The organism is Polaromonas sp. (assembly GCF_043778355.1).
GTDB lineage: Bacteria > Pseudomonadota > Gammaproteobacteria > Burkholderiales > Burkholderiaceae_C > Polaromonas.
This window is the reverse complement of record NZ_JAYWHI010000040.1, coordinates 1-18,935: the sequence shown is the minus strand read 5'-3', so window position 1 is coordinate 18,935 and position 18,935 is coordinate 1. Positions and strand designations below refer to the sequence as shown.

At 61.9% G+C, this 18,935-nt stretch carries 17 protein-coding genes; 8 read left to right on the top strand and 9 right to left on the bottom strand.

The window, feature by feature from the left end:
• Nucleotides 1–50: 50 nt before the first annotated feature.
• On the bottom strand, nt 51–728 hold the full coding sequence (locus tag ACH2CW_RS07215; protein ID WP_395056568.1) for a Crp/Fnr family transcriptional regulator: 678 nt from the start codon (nt 726–728) through the stop codon (nt 51–53).
• Nucleotides 729–896: 168 nt separating this feature from the next.
• On the opposite strand from ACH2CW_RS07215, the gene trxB reads away from it, so the two are divergent.
• The 3 genes from trxB to rpmG all read left to right on the top strand — a co-directional run bounded on the left by trxB (nt 897) and on the right by rpmG (nt 2,393).
• Entirely contained in the window at nt 897–1,841 is a 945-nt protein-coding gene (gene trxB / locus ACH2CW_RS07210; RefSeq protein ID WP_395056566.1) for a thioredoxin-disulfide reductase, read from the top strand.
• 139 nt (nt 1,842–1,980) lie between these two features.
• Nucleotides 1,981–2,214 (top strand): 50S ribosomal protein L28, encoded by a 234-nt coding sequence (gene rpmB / locus ACH2CW_RS07205; protein ID WP_395056564.1) that lies wholly within the window; start codon nt 1,981–1,983, stop codon nt 2,212–2,214.
• 11 nt (nt 2,215–2,225) lie between these two features.
• Nucleotides 2,226–2,393, top strand: a complete 168-nt coding sequence (gene rpmG / locus ACH2CW_RS07200) for a 50S ribosomal protein L33 (protein ID WP_007863188.1) — start codon at nt 2,226–2,228, stop codon at nt 2,391–2,393.
• A 281-nt stretch (nt 2,394–2,674) separates the two neighbouring features.
• Here rpmG and ACH2CW_RS07195 read toward each other — a convergent pair whose 3' ends face one another.
• Both ACH2CW_RS07195 and ACH2CW_RS07190 read right to left on the bottom strand, forming a co-directional pair.
• Nucleotides 2,675–3,874, bottom strand: coding sequence for an acyl-CoA desaturase (locus ACH2CW_RS07195; RefSeq protein ID WP_395056562.1), 1,200 nt, complete (start codon nt 3,872–3,874; stop codon nt 2,675–2,677).
• A 199-nt stretch (nt 3,875–4,073) separates the two neighbouring features.
• Nucleotides 4,074–5,327: an RsmB/NOP family class I SAM-dependent RNA methyltransferase gene (locus ACH2CW_RS07190; RefSeq protein ID WP_395056561.1), complete on the bottom strand. Its 1,254-nt coding sequence runs from the start codon at nt 5,325–5,327 to the stop codon at nt 4,074–4,076.
• A gap of 52 nt (nt 5,328–5,379) precedes the next feature.
• On the opposite strand from ACH2CW_RS07190, the gene ACH2CW_RS07185 reads away from it, so the two are divergent.
• Both ACH2CW_RS07185 and ACH2CW_RS07180 read left to right on the top strand, forming a co-directional pair.
• A complete protein-coding gene (locus ACH2CW_RS07185) occupies nt 5,380–5,622 on the top strand; it encodes a DUF1653 domain-containing protein (RefSeq protein WP_395056559.1) in 243 nt (80 codons plus the stop codon).
• Between the two features lie 37 nt (nt 5,623–5,659).
• Nucleotides 5,660–7,285 (top strand): peptide chain release factor 3, encoded by a 1,626-nt coding sequence (locus tag ACH2CW_RS07180; RefSeq protein WP_395056557.1) that lies wholly within the window; start codon nt 5,660–5,662, stop codon nt 7,283–7,285.
• Between the two features lie 90 nt (nt 7,286–7,375).
• On the opposite strand, the gene ACH2CW_RS07175 is transcribed toward ACH2CW_RS07180, so the two are convergent.
• Complete coding sequence (locus tag ACH2CW_RS07175) at nt 7,376–8,293, bottom strand: DUF3616 domain-containing protein (RefSeq protein WP_395056555.1); 918 nt, start codon at nt 8,291–8,293, stop codon at nt 7,376–7,378.
• 120 nt (nt 8,294–8,413) lie between these two features.
• Entirely contained in the window at nt 8,414–9,751 is a 1,338-nt protein-coding gene (locus ACH2CW_RS07170) for an esterase-like activity of phytase family protein (protein ID WP_395056581.1), read from the bottom strand.
• A gap of 150 nt (nt 9,752–9,901) precedes the next feature.
• Between ACH2CW_RS07170 and ACH2CW_RS07165 the strand changes: the two genes are divergently transcribed.
• Entirely contained in the window at nt 9,902–11,743 is a 1,842-nt protein-coding gene (locus ACH2CW_RS07165; protein WP_395056553.1) for a 7TM diverse intracellular signaling domain-containing protein, read from the top strand.
• A gap of 19 nt (nt 11,744–11,762) precedes the next feature.
• Here ACH2CW_RS07165 and ACH2CW_RS07160 read toward each other — a convergent pair whose 3' ends face one another.
• On the bottom strand, nt 11,763–12,230 hold the full coding sequence (locus ACH2CW_RS07160; RefSeq protein ID WP_395056551.1) for an Lrp/AsnC family transcriptional regulator: 468 nt from the start codon (nt 12,228–12,230) through the stop codon (nt 11,763–11,765).
• Nucleotides 12,231–12,332: 102 nt separating this feature from the next.
• On the opposite strand from ACH2CW_RS07160, the gene mdeB reads away from it, so the two are divergent.
• Nucleotides 12,333–15,023, top strand: a complete 2,691-nt coding sequence (gene mdeB, locus ACH2CW_RS07155; RefSeq protein ID WP_395056549.1) for an alpha-ketoglutarate dehydrogenase — start codon at nt 12,333–12,335, stop codon at nt 15,021–15,023.
• Nucleotides 15,024–15,164: 141 nt separating this feature from the next.
• Here the strand turns inward: mdeB and ACH2CW_RS07150 are convergent, their stop codons facing one another.
• The 3 genes from ACH2CW_RS07150 to ACH2CW_RS07140 form a co-directional block, all read right to left on the bottom strand.
• Nucleotides 15,165–15,719, bottom strand: a complete 555-nt coding sequence (locus ACH2CW_RS07150; RefSeq protein WP_395056547.1) for a fasciclin domain-containing protein — start codon at nt 15,717–15,719, stop codon at nt 15,165–15,167.
• A gap of 149 nt (nt 15,720–15,868) precedes the next feature.
• The gene (gene purN / locus ACH2CW_RS07145) at nt 15,869–16,462 is read right to left on the bottom strand and encodes a phosphoribosylglycinamide formyltransferase (RefSeq protein WP_395056545.1); all 594 of its coding nucleotides are present in this window, start codon (nt 16,460–16,462) and stop codon (nt 15,869–15,871) included.
• A 31-nt stretch (nt 16,463–16,493) separates the two neighbouring features.
• The gene (locus ACH2CW_RS07140; RefSeq protein WP_395056543.1) at nt 16,494–17,681 is read right to left on the bottom strand and encodes an MFS transporter; all 1,188 of its coding nucleotides are present in this window, start codon (nt 17,679–17,681) and stop codon (nt 16,494–16,496) included.
• Nucleotides 17,682–17,836: 155 nt separating this feature from the next.
• Here ACH2CW_RS07140 and ACH2CW_RS07135 point away from each other — a divergent pair.
• Nucleotides 17,837–18,935: acyl-CoA dehydrogenase family protein (locus ACH2CW_RS07135; protein ID WP_395056541.1), on the top strand; the 1,099-nt coding region annotated here is incomplete at its 3' end.

Sequence of the window (18,935 nt, the reverse complement as noted above, 5' to 3'; positions counted from 1 at the left end):
CCTCAGTTGAACTGGCGCCCATGACCCCACAGACGGCAAAAATCGGTCGTTCAACCCAGGGAATTGAGACGATCCTTGACCCACATTGAGCCATCGGCGCGTGTCTCGATGTAACCGCGCTCTTCCAGGTCTTTCATCACGCGGCTGACCATTTCGCGCGAGGCGCCGACCATCTTGGCCAGATCCTGACGCGACACCTTGTCTCGAATGACGGTGTTGCCCTCACGATCGGGAACAGCAGACTCCAGCAAGGCCCTGGCAACGCGGCCATACACGTCCATCAGGGCCAGTGATTCAATCTTGCGGTCGGCATGGCGCAGGCGCTGCACCAGGCCTTTCATGACCGCATACGCCATGGAGCTGTTTTCGGGCAGGCAGCGGGCGAACTCCGGCCGACCGACCACCAGCACATCGGTCTGGACTTCGGTGCGGACCGTGGCTGAATGCGGTTCGCTGTCGATCAAACTCATTTCACCGACATAGTCGCCAGGATGCAAGGTCGCCAGAATGACCTCCCGTCCACGGGCATCGGTGGTCACGACGCGCGCCCGCCCGGTCAGCAAAATCGCCAGGGCATTGGACTGTTTGCCTTGCTCGACGATGGCTTCTCCGCGCTTGTAACGCCGTTTGATCACGGCCGCAGCAATCGATTCCGCCTGCGGCGCGGTCAACATGGAAAACAGGGGTACCCGGCGAATCAGTTCAAGGTTGGACACCATCGTGGACATATCAAACTTCTCCTGCTTGCGTCACCGAAGGGGCTTCGCTCGAGTTCTTACAATGCGTCAAAGGCAACCGCCGAATTTTCAGGCCGCTGGGTTTGAAACCTTCCAGCCAGCCCCAGCTATTTACGACTCTAACTGAGTTCCAATGCTTTCCGAATCAGAATTTCACTTATGAACCACTCCAAAGTACTCATCCTGGGTTCAGGCCCCGCCGGTTATACCGCCGCAGTTTATGCAGCTCGCGCCAACCTCAATCCGGTATTGATCACCGGCATTGCACAGGGCGGTCAGCTCATGACCACCACCGACGTGGACAACTGGCCTGCGGACGCCATGGGCGTGCAAGGACCTGACTTGATGCAGCGTTTCCTGGAGCACGCCGAGCGTTTCAAGACGCAGATCATTTTTGACCACATCAACAAGGTCGACTTCAGCCAGCGTCCTTTCACACTGACGGGCGACAGCGGCACCTATACCTGCGACACCTTGATCATCGCCACCGGAGCCTCGGCGAAGTACCTGGGCTTGCCTTCGGAAACCGCTTTCATGGGCCGGGGTGTATCGGGCTGCGCCACTTGCGACGGTTTTTTCTACCGTGACCAGAAGGTCTGCGTGGTCGGCGGCGGCAACACGGCCGTGGAAGAAGCGCTGTATCTGTCGAACATTGCCAGCAAGGTGGTGCTGGTACACCGCCGCGACAAGTTCAAGGCCGAGGCCATCCTGATCGACAAGCTTCACGAGAAAGTCGCCGCCGGCAAGATCGAGCTGAAATTGCATCAAACCCTGGACGAAGTTCTGGGGGACGGCGCGGGCGTCAACGGCGTGCGACTCAAAAGCACCCAGTCAGGCACGACCGAAGACATTGCCCTGCAAGGCTGTTTTATCGCCATCGGCCACCAGCCCAACACCGACATTTTTGCCGGTCAGCTCGAAATGAAAGACGGCTACATCATTACCAAAACCGGGCTCCAGGGTTTTGCCACCATGACCAGCGTGCCGGGCGTGTTTGCTGCCGGTGACGTGCAGGACCATGTCTACCGCCAGGCCATTACCAGCGCCGGGACCGGGTGCATGGCGGCGCTGGACGCCCAGCGCTTCCTTGAGCAAAGCAGCTAGAACGCAGCTTGGGGCCGGTTCGTGAGGGACGCTGCCAACCAGAGTTGGCGGCTTGTGATTTTCAGGCTATAATCTATGGCTTAGCTGAGCATCCTCCGGGAGCCGGCATCCGATTTCTATTTTTTTACGGAGAGTGCTCATGGCACGCGTCTGTCAGGTAACGGGCAAAGGCCCGATGGTGGGGAACAATGTTTCCCACGCCAACAACAAAACCAAGCGCCGGTTTTTGCCTAATCTGCAACACCGCCGTTTCTGGGTCGAAACCGAAAACCGTTGGGTGCGTCTGCGCGTCACCAGCGCCGGTTTGCGCCTTGTTGACAAGCTCGGTATCGACGCGGTCCTGGTGGACCTTCGTGCCCGCGGCGAAATCTAAGGAGCATCATCATGGCTAAAGGCGCGCGCGAAAAAATCAAGCTGGAATCAACTGCCGGCACTGGTCACTTCTACACGACCACCAAAAACAAGAAGACCACCCCTGACAAGATGCTGATCATGAAGTTTGATCCCAAGGCACGCAAACATGTGGAATACAAGGAAATCAAGCTGAAGTAATTCAGATTGGTTCGGCGCTGCCTGGCAGCGTTTTTTAGAAAACCCGCTGGCTCCCGGCGGGTTTTTTTATGCCTGCTGCTTGATGGGAAGGGATCAATCGCCGAATTTGTCATTGCGGGCCTGACGCGCAATCCATGTGGCGCGGACCTGGAACAGTAGTTCACGCGGCATGGATCCCGGATCAAGTCCGGGATGACGGTCATGGTGCAATGGTGCACCACTCATGAAAAAGCCGCAGCAGCGATAACGCTGGTGCGGCTTGGTGTGAAGCAGGACTTTAATTAAGCGCGTGCGGCGCGCAGATTCATGGAAAATTCGCGCAAGGCGGTGATACCGCTTTCTTCAGCGCGGCGGCACCAGGCTTGCAGGTCACCGGCCAGTTGCTCGCGCGATGCGGAGGTCGACAACCACATTTGACGCAATTCTTCGCGCATGGTGACCATCTTGTCGAGCACAGGGTGCTCGGCACGGGCCTGGGCAATCTGGGGCTTGGCAGCCGCAGGGACCTTGTCGTCATCACGGTGCAGCCAGCGGTTGGCAACTTTCAGCACCGAGATGTCGGCCTTGCGGGCTTTGAGTGCCTCGATCTCGATCTTGCCGGCACGGCGCAGTTCGCGGGCAAAGCCGGCCATCACTTCATAGCGGTGCGCAATCAGGGCTTCCAGCGTTTTCTCGTCGGCCACCGGCTGGATGGAACCGAGTGTCAGTTTGGGCGGCAACTTCTTGACAGTTGCCAGGCCAACCTTTTCCAGGGCGCGGATGTAAACCCAGCCAATGTCGAACTCATACGGCTTGACCGAAAACTTGGCCGATGTCGGGTAGGTATGGTGGTTGTTGTGCAACTCTTCACCGCCAATCATGATGCCCCAGGGCGAGATGTTGGTACTGGCGTCCGGTGCCTCGAAGTTGCGGTAACCCCAGTAGTGGCCAATACCGTTGATGATGCCGGCCGCCGTCACGGGGATCCAAACCATTTGCACCGCCCACACGGCCAGGCCAGCTGCGCCGAACAATGCCAAGTTGATGATCATCATCAGGCCAACGCCTTGCCAGCTGTAACGCGTATACAGATTGCGTTCGAGCCAGTCGCTCGGCGTGCCATGGCCGAACTTGGCCATGGTTTCCTTGTTTTTGCTCTCGGCACGGTACAGCTCCGCGCCCTGCCAGAACACCTTCTTGATGCCATGCGCCTGCGGGCTGTGCGGGTCGTCCATGGTTTCACATTTGGCGTGGTGCTTGCGGTGGATGGACACCCATTCCTTGGTGACCTGACCGGTCCCCAGCCAGAGCCAGAAGCGGAAAAAGTGTGACGGGATTGCGTGCAGGTCCATGGCGCGATGCGCCTGGTGACGGTGCAGGTAAATCGTCACGCTGGCGATCGTGATATGGGTCGTCACCAGCGTGTACAGCACGATTTGCCACCAGCTGGCAGCAATCAGTCCATGAGCCAACCAGTCGAGGGCGGCATCAAACAAAATCATGGGGGTCCTTTAAACAATTTGTAACAAAGCCCGACGTCACCTTGCAAAACCGTGTTTGGGCGTTGCCCCTATTGTAGGCGGGGCGGGACAAATCACCAAACCTCAGCCATGAAGAAACCCGCGTTTCCGGTAAAACTACGGTAAATCCGGAAAACTCGCAAAAGATTCGCGATTCAACGGCTTCGTGCTGCTAAATGTTTCAAACTTTTTGCCAAACTGCAGCGAAAAACCCGTCGGTCTGATGCAGATAGGGCCACAGGCGCAAGTAAGGTCCGCTGCATAACCTGGCGGCATCTTCCACACCAAGGTGCGTCAAAACGTCACTGGTTTCAAGGGGAGTGAAATCTTTATTTGCGTCAGTGAAGGCTTGGGCGATGGCTTCGTTTTCATCGCGCAACACGCTGCAAGTGGCGTACACCAGCCGCCCGCCGGGTTTGAGCAGACGTGCGGCGCTTTGCAGAATCGCAGCCTGCTTGGCCGTCAGTTCTTCAATTGCCTTGGGGCTTTGTCGCCATTTCAGGTCGGGATTGCGCCGCAAGGTCCCCAGCCCGGAACAGGGAGCATCAATCAGCACACGGTCGATCTTGCCGGCCAAACGCTTGATGCGATCGTCGCGTTCGTGGGCAATCGCCACGGGATGGACATTCGACAGGCCACTGCGCGCCAGCCGGGGTTTCAGGGCGTCGAGGCGGTGGCCCGAGGTGTCGAAGGCGTACAGCCGCCCGGTGTTACGCATGCTGGCGCCCAGAGCGAGGGTTTTGCCGCCGGCGCCGGCGCAGAAGTCGACGACCATTTCGCCGCGTTTGGCATCGACCAGCAGGGCCAACAGTTGCGAGCCTTCGTCCTGCACCTCGATGGCGCCACGGGTGAAGGCGTCCAGCTTGTTCAAGGCCGGTTTGGTCGTCATGCGCAGACCCCACGGGGAATACGGGGTTGCTACTGTTTTAATAGCCGCTTTGGCAAGCTCCTTCTGGACTTCAGCCCGCTTGTCCTTGAGCGTGTTGACGCGCAGATCCAGGCCAGCGGGCGCATTGAGGCTTTCAACCAGCGGCCAGAAGTCGTCACCGAGCTGGGCTTTCAGCGGTTCAACCAGCCAGGCCGGCAGGTTGTGCCGGTGCAGCTCCATCAGGTCCTCCGGTTTGACCTGGTCGCAGCGGGTCAGCCAATCCTTCTCCTGATCATTGAGCGCGCCCATGAGAAAATCCCGCTCCGCAGCGAACCCGAGAATGGCGAGTCGCCGCTCGGTCGGGCCACTGCCGTGCTGAGCCAGATAGGTGTAAAGGTTTTTCTTGCGCAGCACACCATAAATTGTTTCGGCCACGGTGGCGCGCTCGCGCGGGCCCAGTCGTTGCTCACGGAAGTGGCGTGACACCACCATGTCGGCGGGGTGGTCGAAGCGGAGAACCTGCTTGAGGAGAACAGTACAACTGTCGAGTAAGGCGTTAGGATGCATGCCCTATTGTCCCACCGCAGGCCCACAGGCCGCTCCCGCTACCAGGAAACCCATGTCCGACGAACTCCCGCCGCTGATAGAAACGCCACCCGGCCTGTACCGCCACTACAAGGGCTTGATGTACGAGGTGGTGGGCACGGTGCGGCACAGCGAAAGCCTGGAGCCGATGACGCTGTACCGCGCGCTGTACGGCGACAAGGGCCTCTGGGTGCGTCCGGCTGCGATGTTCAATGAAGAGCTGGTGATAAACGGCATCCGCCAGCCGCGTTTCGCCAAACAATCGCAACAGCCGTAATGACCGTGACCGGCCCCGTCGCCGATAATCATGGGTTATGTCCTCTCCCCACGAATTCACCGAAATTGAAAAGCAGGTCAAGCGCCGCCGCACGTTTGCCATCATTTCCCACCCCGACGCGGGTAAAACCACGCTGACCGAAAAGCTGCTGCTGTTCTCCGGCGCGATCCAGATCGCCGGCAGCGTCAAGGCACGCAAGGCGGCGCGTCACGCCACCTCCGACTGGATGGAGATCGAAAAGCAGCGCGGCATCTCGGTGGCTTCGTCGGTGATGCAGATGGAATACCGCGACTGCGTGATCAACCTGCTCGACACCCCTGGCCACCAGGACTTCTCTGAAGACACCTACCGCGTGCTGACGGCCGTGGACGCCGCACTGATGGTGATCGACGCGGCCAACGGCGTGGAACCGCAAACACGCCGCCTGCTGCAGGTTTGTCGCGCGCGCAACACGCCCATCCTGACCTTCGTCAACAAGATGGACCGCGAGGTGCAGGACCCGATGAGCGTGATGGACGAGATCGAGCAGGAACTCGGCATGACGGTCGTGCCTTTCACCTGGCCGGTCGGCATGGGCAAGCTGTTTCACGGCGTTTACGACCGGCGCGAAAACCGCATGCGTGTGTTCAGCCCCGGCGAGGACAAGGCCGGCGGCGACGATGAAATCCTGGCGGGACTGGACAACGCCGAAGCGGCCAAACGTTTTGGCGCCGAATTTACGCAGGCACAGGACGAACTCGAGTTGCTGGAAGGCGCGTCGCCCGAGTTCAGCCGTCAAGATTTCCTGAGCGGCAAACAAACCCCGATGTTTTTCGGCTCGGCCATCAACAACTTCGGCGTGCAGGAAGTGCTGGACGCGCTGGTTGACCTGGCGCCGGCACCGGCCGAACGCGCAGCCCTGCAGCGCGTGGTGCAACCCGAGGAAAAGAAATTCTCCGGCGTGGTCTTCAAGATCCAGGCCAACATGGACCCGGCCCACCGCGACCGCATCGCCTTTCTGCGCGTTGCCAGCGGCGAGTTCACGCGCGGCATGCGGCTCAAAGTGGTCCGCAGCGGCAAGGAGCTGCGCCCCAACACCGTGGTGAGTTTCATGAGCCAGCGCCGCGAGCTGCTGGACACCGCCTTCGCCGGCGACATCATCGGCATCCCCAACCACGGGGTGCTGCAACTCGGCGACACGCTGACCGAGGGCGAAGCGCTGCAATTCACTGGCCTGCCCTTTTTTGCGCCCGAGATGTTCCGCGCGGTCGAGGTCGCCGACCCGCTGCGCAGCAAGCAGCTGCGCGCCGGCCTGACCCAGCTCGGTGAGGAAGGCGCGATTCAGGTCTTTCGCCCGATTGCGGGCTCGCTGCTGCTGCTGGGCGCGGTGGGGCAATTGCAATTTGAAGTGGTCGCGCACCGGCTGGAGCATGAATACGGCGTCAAGGCCCGCATCATGGGCAGCCAGTTCAACCTGGCGCGCTGGGTCACCAGCGAGGACCCGAACGAGCTTAAAAAATTCATGGATGCCAACTCCCACCGCGTGGCACTCGACGCCGTGGACGCCCCCACGCTGCTGGTGGACCACAGCGCCACCCTGCGCGCGGTGGAGCAGCAGTGGCCCAAGATCAAGTTCCACGCGCTGCGCGAACACGCCGGGCTGGTGTTCCAGTCAAAAATATAGTCTTTCAGGCCTCCAGCCCATGGCTGGCGGTCGCAAGCAGCTATCAATTCAGTAGCAAATTGTCAGCCACGGTCGCCCGGGCTTCCCGCTTCAGGGGGATATCTGCAGTTGCCCGGGCTCCAGCAGCACAAAATGCGCAACGCGCCCTTTCTCCCGCTTGCCGTCATCGCTGACGATAACGATGTATGACACACCATCGATCAAGGCTGTGCTCAACCCTTCCGCCCGTTCAAAGTGCAGCAAGCCGGGAACCGTGACGCGGTGTGCAGGCGACAGGGCTTGACCGTCCCAGAACCAGAGTCCAAATGGCTGGTCCGTCAGCGATGCGGGTCCACTGATGATCAGGTAACCGCCAAGCGCCGCGATCCAGGCCATGCCGCGAATCCCCTGCCCGCCCAGATCCAGTGTCAGCAAGCCGCCCGACAGGCGCGGAGGCTCGCCAGCGTCAAACATGGCAGTCGGGTTGGTTATGCTCGCGATGATGGCTGCGCCGTCCAGCAGGGGGCTGCGAAACCCCACCAGAAAACGCTCCCGGTCCGGCGTGATCTCCAGCGCCTCGATGTTGAGGCCACCGTCCGACTTGACGTTTTCGATCCGGGCGGCGCCTGCCAGTACCGGGTGCGCTGCGACCAGGGCCGGCTTGAGCCCGCCGACAACCAGGGGTTCGCGAACGCGGTCCCCCTCGATCCGGAAACGCACCAGCTTGTCGCGCGACTTCTTCTCGTCCCCATCGTCATTGCGCGAGTGCGAGGTCAGCGCGTAAAGCCAGCCCTGGGTGTCGGCCGTCAACCCTTCCAGGTCATCGAGCTTCCAGAACGCATCGTTCCCCTCGAACCAGCCAGGCCCCATGGCCCGGCTCTTGACCGTGCCATCGGCGCTCAGCGTGACCAGACTCAATGGATGCGCCTGTTCGTCCTCGACCACCAGGAAGCGTCCATCGGCAAGCTGCTGGATGGCCGATGGTTCGTAGAGGCCCGTCAGTGGCAGGAACCGGGGCGGGGCAGGCATGGCGGGTCTCCAAAAAGTGACGGGCCCTCACTGTAGCTATAAACGGGACGCAGGTGCGCGTGGCGGGCAATGGTCGGTCTGCTGCACACCCACACCTTTGCCGCCAGCGCCCGGTCCAGCTCAGTTGGCTTTCAGGAAATCTCCGACTTCCAGCAGAATCAACTCGTTGTCATCGGCCTTGTTCGGCTCCCGGCTGCTGGAAAACGGCAGGTTGTTGTCGTTGCCCACGATGATGTGGGTGGCATCCACCACGTCGACGTTTTCAATCGTGAAGAAGGGAAAGGTCAGCACGCCATTGTTCAGCGGTTTGCGCGCCAGCTTGTTGGGGTCGTTTATCGCCATCAGGTCGATATAGCCGATCTTGCGCACGACCGAGCCGACATTGGCCTCGCTGAGTTCGACCTTGTAGACCCGCTTGAATTTCGCGAGGTCATGGAAGCAGTCGGTGCGCCTCACACCTTCGGGGCAGGCCTTGTCTGCCGTGCCTTCGCCGTTGTCACGCTCGATGATCAGCCCGGTCGTGTCGTCGATCATGTTGAAGTCGCCAATCGCGTGGCTGGCGCCTTCGAGCACATATTTCCAGTGGCGACCGGTCCAGCTTTCGGTCTTCACGTCGAATTCAAGCACGCGCAGGTAGTCCTTGCCATCGAGTTTTTCGTTGCCCTTGGTCGTTGCATCCCACAAGGCGCCTTCCAGCAGCGCATACAGCTTGCTGCCGTCTTTTGAAGCGGCCATGCCTTCGTAACCCTTGGAGCGACGCACCTGAAAGTCCACCACACCGCCGGGCATGCCAGGCGTGGTCACCGCCGGATGATCGGGCGAACGTACCAGCTTGCCATCGACCTGGGTTTCAAACACGGCCAACACCCGGCCCTTCATGTCGGCCTTGATCAGGTAAGGGCCGAACTCGTCGCCAATCCAGAACGCGCCGCCGGCGATCTGGAAACTTTCAGTGTCGAAGTCGCTGCCGGTCAGGTAGCGCTGTTTCGTTCCCTCCTGGACGATGCGAAATGGCACCTTCTTGTTCGGATCACTCAGAAAAATCGTCTCCAGCCGCTTCATGCCGCCGCCCTTGAAATCCACGGCATACCGGTTCAGATAAAGCATGGAATCGGGCGAATTGGCCTTCGCGCCCGAGCCGTTGTCAGTCAGGATCCAGAAGCTGCCGTCTGCCATCTTCTTGATGCCGGAGTGGCCTTGAATGGGCTGGCCCTTGAAGGGCAACGAAACGCCGGTGGGGCGGCCCGCCGACAGGCCTTCGACCGTACCCAAGGCCTCGACACGTTTGCCGGTGGTGAATTTTCCGGCACTCCGGAGGTCTTGCGGCGCGTCCTTGGGTGCGGCGATGAAAGACTGCGCCGGCAGCAGCGCGTGACCCGCCAGCGTGGCCGGGAAGGCGGTCTGTGCATGCAGCGGCGCGGCCAGCAGCGCGGCGGCCAGCGCGGGGGAAATCGACATGAACATGTAGCGCCGGGTGGCAGCAGGGCGGGAATAAAACATGGGTCATCCGTTGTTGTTGGAACACGCATGGTGGTCAATTGTTGTGACATCGTGATGACCGGACGCCTGGCGACCGGACAACACACACATCTGCCATAAGCTATGCCGATGGACAGTAAGACAAGCTGGCGCGGTTTTCTTGGGGTGTTGCTTTGCCTGGTGCTGCATCCGGGTCACGCGCAAGACTTTGATCGTCTGTACGGCGACAGCGCCACCATCACGCTGGCCGAGCCACTGCAGTGGGTGGCGGTACCCAAAGGCAGCATCGTGTCGCCGGATGCCCTCACCGCCGCAGGCCCCCTGCGCCTGCAGCCTTATACCGGCACCACGGCGCTTCCCACCTCCGCCAGCCAGGACGTTTGGGCCACCTTCTCGCTGCCAGCCACCGAGTCGCTGCAAACCTGGTTCATCCGCTTGCCAGGCCAGGCACTGGTCAGGGCCAGCCTGTTTTCGCGTGGGCCGCAGGGCGAATGGCGGGTCCAGTCGGCCGGCCTCGCGCTTGCGCCGGCCGACTGGTCATTGCGTACCCGCGTGCCGAGTTTTGAGCTGCAGACCCGCAGCGACCGCGCGCAGACCTACTACCTGCGCTTCGAGAACAACCGGGCACTCACGGGTCGTCCGATGCTGCTGTCTCCGGTCGACTACGTGGATGGCGCGTCGCGCGTGGGCGTGGTGATCGGCCTGATGTGGGGCATGTTCAGCGTGCTGGCCACGCTCAGCCTGGCCGCCTTCGCGATGGGCCGCAACCGCGTGTTTTTATGGTTTGGCGCCGTGGTGGTGACGCTGATGTTCACGCAACTGGTGCTGATCGGCTACGGTGGCTGGCGCATGTGGCCGGGCAGCGTACACCTGAACCAGGTCATGGGCTGGGTATCGGCTGCGCTGAGCATGGCTGCAGGCGCCTGGTTCTGCGCCCACGCCAGCTACGCACGCAGCAGCCATCCACACATCTACCAGGTGCTTGCCGCCGTCAGCGCCGGCAGCCTGCTGATGGCCGCTCTGATGGCGATCCGGCAAGACTTCATTCCGCGCGACCTGCGCAACCTGTGGCTGGCGCTGGCCACACTGACAATTCTCGGCAGCTTGGTCTGGATGTCTGTGCGAGGCCAGGCCTGGAACCGGCTCCTGTTGCTGGGAACAGCGCCCATCGCCCTGGCGGCGCTGGCGCGGATTTTCTACAACGCAGGCTGGGTCTCGAACCTTGAATCGGCCCAGGCAGCGGGCGTGCTGTCAGCCATGGTCGGCTTGTTGTGGATCTTTTTTGTGCTGGCCTGGCGCAGTCGGGCAGGGCTGTTTTCCAACCACCGTATCGCTGCCCTGGCGACCTATGACCCGGCCAGCGGCCTGATGCTGCCCCGCGTGATGGAGGGCAGGCTGTCACAAATGCTGCTGCGCGCGCAGAGCAGACGCTCGGAATGCGGCGTCGTGATGCTGCGCTGGCTGAACCAGGCCCCGAGCCCTGACGAACTGAGCGACCACACGCGCAGCGTCGCGCTGTCGCGTATCGGTGAAATTCTGCGACGGGCGGCGCGCGACGTGGACACGGTGGTGCGCTACGAGGAAAACCTGTTCCTGATGCTGATCGAAGGCCCGGTCAACCGCGAAGCTGTCTCCGAAGTCTCCACAAAAATCCTGGCCGACTGCATCCGCCTGTCCGACAAGCTGGACGAGCCCGACGCCTTCAACCTGCACATTGCCATCTGGCACGGCACGCCAGGCGAGCAGACTGGCCAGCAGGTCATCGACAGTCTCAAGACCCGGCTGCGGCGCATGACATCAGGACCTCGGCGTTACGTCCAGTTCATCGACACGGCTGGCGAGCCGGCAAGCATGCCATTTGAAGAAAGCACCCGGCGGGAAGACCTGGTGGCCAAAATCAATGCGATTGAAGTCGCGCATCCGGCACTGCACGACGAAAAATTGCCAACGCAGCGCGCTCCGTTGCGCTGAAATGCTTCACCCGCGTTTTTCACAGTGCGGGCAGCGGCAGGGCCGTCTTGTACCTGACCTGCTTGAGCGCAAAACTGGACCGTATCTTGTCGATGCCCGGAATCGGCGTGAGCTGCTCAAGAATGAATTTCTCCAGCGCACCCATATCGGCCACGGCGACGCGGATCAGGTAGTCGCTGTCGCCCGTCATCAGGTAACACTCCATCACCTCATCGTGTTCGGCAATGCGCCGCTCGAACTCGGCCAGCGACTGCTTGTTTTGCGAACGCAGGCTGATCGAAATGAAGACCGTCAGGCCCAGCCCGAGCGCCGCCGCGTTGGTGATGGCCACATAACGATCGATCACCCGCTCAGCTTCCAGCGCCTTGACACGCGCCAGGCAAGGCGACGGGCTCAAATGCACGCGCCGGGCCAGTTCCACATTGGACAGCGCGCCGTCACGCTGCAATTCGTCAAGTATGCGTAAATCGATGACATCCAGCTTCATGGCCTGATATATCCTTTATTCGCGGAATTTTATGCCGCTTCTATCCTAATCTACAGCTCATATTGGCTACTTATGTCGCGCATCGTTCCGTATATTGGACCCATGAACGCACCTCTGCCCTTGAACGCCCTGTTGCACGACATGCCCACTCCGACACCGCCCGACACCGACCCGCAGGAAACCGCCGAATGGCGCGAGGCCTTCATCGCGCTGGCCGCGGCACAGGGGCCGGCGCGCGCACGTTTCGTGCTCGACCAACTGGCGCAGCTGGCACGCGAGCAGCGCGTCGGCTGGACGCCCGAACTGTCAACACCTTATGTCAACAGCATTGCCGTCGACGAACAAGCCGTGTTCCCCGGCGACCTCGCAATCGAGGAGCGCCTGGCTTCTCTGATGCGCTGGAACGCGCTGGCCATGGTGGTGCGCGCTAACCAGGCCGAGTCTGGCGGTTCGAGTGAACTGGGCGGCCACATTGCCAGTTATGCCAGCGCGGCCGATTTGTTCGAAACCGGCTTCAACCACTTCTTCCGCGCCCGCGAGGGCCTCGGTGAAGGGCAGCATCGCGGCGACCTGGTGTTTTTCCAGCCCCACAGCGCACCCGGCGTGTATGCCCGTGCTTACCTCGAAGGCCGTCTGGCCGAGAAAGACCTGGGCTTTTACCGGCAGGAGCTGTCGGCGACCGGCCAGGGCGCGCAAGGCCTGTCGAGTTACCCGCACCCGTATCTGATGCCTGACTTCTGGCAGTTCCCGACCGGCTCCATGGGCATAGGCCCGATCAGCTCGATTTACCACGCGCGTTTCATGCATTACCTGACGCACCGACGCCTGCTCGACTGCACGGGGCGAAAAGTATGGGGCGTCTTCGGCGACGGCGAGATGGATGAGCCGGAATCCATGAGCGCACTGACGCTGGCCGCGCGCGAAGGCCTGGACAACCTGGTCTGGGTCGTCAACTGCAACCTGCAGCGTCTGGACGGGCCGGTGCGCGGCAACGGCCGCATCATCGACGAGCTGGAAAAGCTTTTTGCCGGTGCCGGCTGGAAGGTTATCAAGCTGGTCTGGGGCAGCGACTGGGACGGCCTGTTTGCGCGCGACCTTACTGGTGCACTGACGCAGGCCTTTGCACACACCGTAGACGGCCAGATGCAGACTTTCGCCGCGAAAGACGGGCGCTTCAACCGCGACAACTTCTTCGGCCAGAACGCCGAACTCGCGCGGCTGGCACAGGGCATGAGCGACGAACAGATCGACCGGCTCAAACGCGGCGGCCACGACCTGGTGAAAATCCATGCAGCTTATGCCGCCGCGGCCCGCCATACCGGCCAGCCCACGGTGATTCTGGCCCACACCAAAAAAGGCTACGGCATGGGCAGCGCCGGCCAGGGCAAGATGACCACCCATTCGCAGAAGAAGTTCGACGGCGAGGAGCTGATCGAATTTCGCAACCGCTTCAACTTGCCGCTGTCCGACGAGCAGGCGAAAAACCTCAGCTTCTACAAGCCCGCCGCCGACAGCGCCGAGATGCAGTATCTGCACGCCAGGCGCCAGGCACTCGGCGGCTACCTGCCGAAACGCGAAACCGTCGCCGACACCGTGGCCGTGCCCGCCCTGCCCACCTACGCCGGTTTTGCCCTCAGCGCCGACGGCAAGGAGATGAGCACCACCATGGCTTTTGTGCGCATGCTGGGTGGCCTGTTGAAAGACGCATCGCTCGGGCCCAGGATCGTGCCCATCGTCGCCGACGAGGCGCGCACCTTCGGCATGGCCAATCTCTTCAAGCAGGTCGGCATTTATTCGAGCGTGGGCCAGAAGTACGCGCCGGAGGACATCGGCTCGGTGCTCAGTTACCGCGAGGCGCGGGACGGCCAGATTCTTGAAGAAGGCATCAGCGAAGCCGGCGCGCTGGCGAGCTGGACGGCCGCCGCCACCAGCTACAGCGTGCACGGGCTGGCCATGCTGCCCTTTTATATCTACTACTCTATGTTCGGCTTCCAGCGCGTCGGTGACCAGATCTGGGCCGCCGCCGACCAGCGCGCGCGCGGCTTCTTGCTGGGCGCTACCTCGGGCCGCACCACCTTGGGCGGTGAAGGCCTGCAGCACCAGGACGGCTCCAGCCACCTGGTGGCAGCGACCATTCCGAACTGCAAGGCCTACGACCCCGCGTTCGCCTGCGAACTCGCGGTCATCATCGATCAGGGTGTGCGCGAGATGATGGTGGAGCAGCAGGACGTGTTTTATTACGTCACGCTGATGAACGAGAACTATGCGCAGCCCGACCTGCGGCCCGGCGCAGAGGCCAACATCCTTAAAGGTTGCTATCAATTCAGTAGCTATTCACGCACGCCCGACATGGGCAAACCCCCTGAAAAGCTTCAAACAATCACCCTGATGGGCTCCGGCGCGATTTTGACCGAGGTGATCAAGGCGGCGCAGCAACTGGCCGCACAAGGCATTGAAGCGACGGTTTTCAGCGTGACGAGCTGGAGCGAACTGGCGCGTGACGGCGCCGCCTGCCAGCAGCGCGCGCTCGCCGGAGAGCCAGCGCGGGAAACCTTTGTTGCGCAACAACTGTCAGCCAGCGAAGGCCCCATCATCGCGGCCACCGACTACGTGCGCGCCGTGCCCGAGAGCATTCGCGCCTTCCTGCCACCGGGCCGGAGCTACCTGACGCTGGGCACCGACGGCTTTGGCCGCAGCGATACCCGCGCGGCCTTGCGCGGATTTTTCGGTGTGGACGCGGCCAGCATCGTCAAGGCGGCACTGCACCAGCTGGATGTGTCATTGCGGGCTTGACCCGCCATCCAGGTATCCGCAGCCAGGAAAGTCATGGATACCGGGTCGAGCCCGGCATGACAAGAAAATAAAAGCCCCCGCTCGGCGCAAACCGGGCGGGGGCTTTTCCTTTCAGCGTCGCCCCGGAAGGCGAAGCGGAAGTTATTTAGGCAACAGCACCTTGTCAATGACGTGGATCACGCCGTTGGACTGGTACACGTCAGCGATGGTCACGGTGGCCGAGCCGCCTTTTTCGTCCGTCACCATGACCTTGCCGCCCATGGCCTTGGCCGTCAGCGTGCCGCCGGCCACGGTTTTCAGGGATGCAGAACCCTTGCCGTCGGCAATGGCCTTGGTCAATGCGGCAGCGTCCATCTTGCCGGCCACCACGTGGTAGGTCAGGATACCGGTCAACATGCCCTTGTTTTCAGGCTTGAGCAGCGTTTCGACGGTACCGGCAGGCAGCGCTGCGAAAGCGGCGTTGACTGGTGCAAACACGGTGAAAGGACCGGCGCTTTTCAGCGTATCGACCAGGCCAGCGGCCTTGACAGCGGCAACCAGGGTGGTGTGGTCCTTGGAGTTGACGGCGTTGTCGATGATGTCCTTGGAAGCCAGCATGGGCGCGCCACCGACCATCACCTGTGCGAAGGAGGAAGCCGCTGCCATGGACATCATGACGGCGAGACCAATGGAAGCCAGTTTGTGTTTCGTTTGCATGTGAATACCCTTTGATGAAGTTGAACAATCAGCCGACATCCGGAAGGGGACATCAACGGCTGTGTTGAATACGGGCACGCATCGCGTCTGGATTCAACCGTGTTCACGACTCGGGTATTGGCTCGGTATCTTTTTGTATCTTCAGCAGCTCAGACCTGGCTTTGCAACCAGCCGCGCACCGCCTGCGGATAGAGCCGGTGCTCTTCCACCAGCACACGCGCCGCAAGGGTGTCCGCCGTGTCCTCCGGCAACACCGGCACCGCCGCCTGCGCCAGGATCGGACCGTGGTCGAGTTCCGCCGTGACCTGGTGCACCGTGCATCCCGCCTGCGTGCAGCCGGCGTCAATCGCGCGCTGGTGCGTGTTCAAGCCGGTGAAAGCTGGCAGCAACGAAGGATGGATGTTGATCAAGCGCCCCGCATAGTGAGCGACAAAAGCCGGTGTGAGGATGCGCATGAAACCGGCCAGCACCACCAACGCGGGCTGGTGGCTGTCAATCAGTTGCATCAAGGCGGCATCAAAGGCCTCGCGGGTCTCGAAAGCGTGGTGGTCCAGCAGATGCGTCGCGACACCCAGCGCCTGCGCCAGTCGCAGGCCGGGCGCGCCGGGCCGGTTGCTGATCACCGCCGCAACCGCCGCGCCGAACTGCTGCTGCCAGCCCTGCTGCTGCACAGCCTGGACGATGGCGGCCATGTTGGAGCCGCTGCCTGAAATAAGGATGACGATGTTTTTGGGACGGGGCATAAAACAGGAAGCGTGCACTGGATTATCACGGTCAGGGGCGGTGCGCCGGCCGTCTGGCCAGAGCAAACAGCGCAAAAGACGCCACACCCATGCCGACCAGGCCCCAGAGCAGGCCGGTGTAGCCGCCGATTGCCAGCAGGGCCCAGGCGGTCAGGAAAGGCGCGGCGGCGCGTGTGCACAGCGCGATGCCGGACATGGCGCCGGTGATGCGGCCCACATGTTCGCGGCCGTAAAAATCCGGCACGATGTTGCTGCGCACGATGGTGATCAGCCCGTTGGCCACACCGAAGAGCACCGCGAAGGCGACCAGCACCATGGGCTGGCGGCCCTGCGCAAACAGCACCAGCGACAGCGGAAACAGCGCCAGCACCATCAGTCCCAGTGTGCGCTGGTTCAGCGAGCGGCCCAGCCATAAAAACGCAAAGCGCCCGGCCACCTGCGCCGGGCCAAACCAGACCATCACCCCCACCGCCTCGGCCTGGGTCAACCCGCGTGATTCAAAGGCCGGCATCAGGTGCGCCCAGAGGGTCGAGATCGCAAAAATATAAAAAGTGAAGGCAGCGGTCAGCAACCAGAAGGCACTGCCGTGCATGGCCTGGCGCAGCGTTGCCTGGTCCTGCGTGGCTTGCACCGGCACGCCATCGGCCACCCGCGGGCGCCGCCAGGCCCCGCGCAGCACCCAGGCATGAAGCGGTGCGACCAGCAGCAGCACCAGCGCCATTACCAGCAAAGCGGGGCGCCAACCGAGGCGAGCCTGCAGCCAGGCCACCGCCGGAAACGACAAGGTGCTGGCAAAACCGCCGACCAGGGTGATGGTGGTGATGCCCTGGCGGTAACGCTCGGGAAAGCGTTTGGTGATCTCCATGAAGGCCGGCTCGTACAGCGTCATGGCCATGGCCAGTCCCAGCAAGGCCCAGGCCGCATACAGCAGCGGCAGGTTGTAGGCCTGCGACCAGAGTGCGCAGCCCGCTGCGCCCAGCAACGCGCCCCCGGTCAGCACCTCACGCCCGCGACCACGGTCAATGGCTGCGCCGACCGCATAGGTGGCCAGACCCCAGACCATCAGCCCGAGCGTGAAGGCACCCATGATGTCGGGCTGACTCCAGCCCATGTCGCGTTGCATCGGCAGCACAAACGAGGAAAAACCGTAATACAAAACCGCCCAGACAAGAATCTGGCCGACGCTGAGGGCGCTGATGATGGTGCGGTAGGAAGGCAAGATGTGCCGATTATCCCGGCCCGGCCGGGCAGCGTTTCCCGCCCACCATTCTGCAAGGTGGAATCGCTCGCTATTTGTCCCAACTGGGACATAAAATTCCGAACGACCGTGCTTAAACTGCACAGTGACCGGAACCGATTGGAGACATGCCGTTTATGGATCTAGCTTTCACCCCTGAAGAACAACAATTCCGCGAGGACATCCGCGCCTGGGTCGGTGCCAACCTGCCGGCCGACATCTCGCACAAGGTTCACAATGCCTTGCGCCTGAGCCGGGACGACATGCAGCGCTGGGCCAAAATCCTCGGCAAAAAAGGCTGGCTCGGCCACGCCTGGCCCAAGGAATTCGGTGGCCCCGGCTGGAACGCGGTGCAAAAACACCTGTTTGAAGAAGAATGCGCGCTGGCTGGCGCGCCGCGCGTCGTGCCCTTCGGCCCGGTGATGGTGGCGCCGGTGATCATGGCCTTCGGCACACCCGAGCAACAACAGCGCTTTCTGCCCGGCATCGGCAGCGGCGACGTCTGGTGGAGCCAGGGTTACAGCGAACCGGGCTCGGGCTCGGACCTGGCATCGGTCAAGTGCAAGGCCGAACGCGTCGGCGACAAATACATCGTCAACGGCCAGAAAACCTGGACCACGCTGGGCCAGTACGGCGAGTGGATTTTCTGCCTGGTGCGCACCAGCACGGAAGGCAAGCCGCAGACCGGCATCAGCTTCCTGTTGATCGACATGAAGTCGCCCGGCGTCACCGTGCGGCCGATTGTGCTGCTTGACGGCGAGGCCGAGGTCAACGAGGTCTGGTTCGACAACGTCGAAGTGCCGGCCAACAACCTGGTCGGCGAAGAAAACAAGGGCTGGACCTACGCCAAACACCTGCTCAGCCACGAGCGCACCAACATTGCCGATGTGAACCGCGCCAAACGCGAGCTGGAGCGCCTCAAGCGCATCGCCAAGGCCGAAGGTGTCTACGAAGACGCGCGATTCCGCGACGAGATCGCCAAACTCGAAGTCGACGTGGTGGCGCTGGAAATGCTGGTGCTGCGTGTGTTGTCGGCCGAGAAATCAGGCAAGAACTCGCTGGACATTGCCGGCCTGCTGAAAATCCGCGGCAGCGAGATCCAGCAGCGCTACAGCGAACTGATGATGCTGGCCGCTGGCCCCTTCAGCCTGCCCTTCATCGAGGAAGCCATGGAAGCCGGCTGGCAAGGCAACTTCCCCGGCGGCGTGGCGGCCAATGCGCCGCTGGCCTCGACCT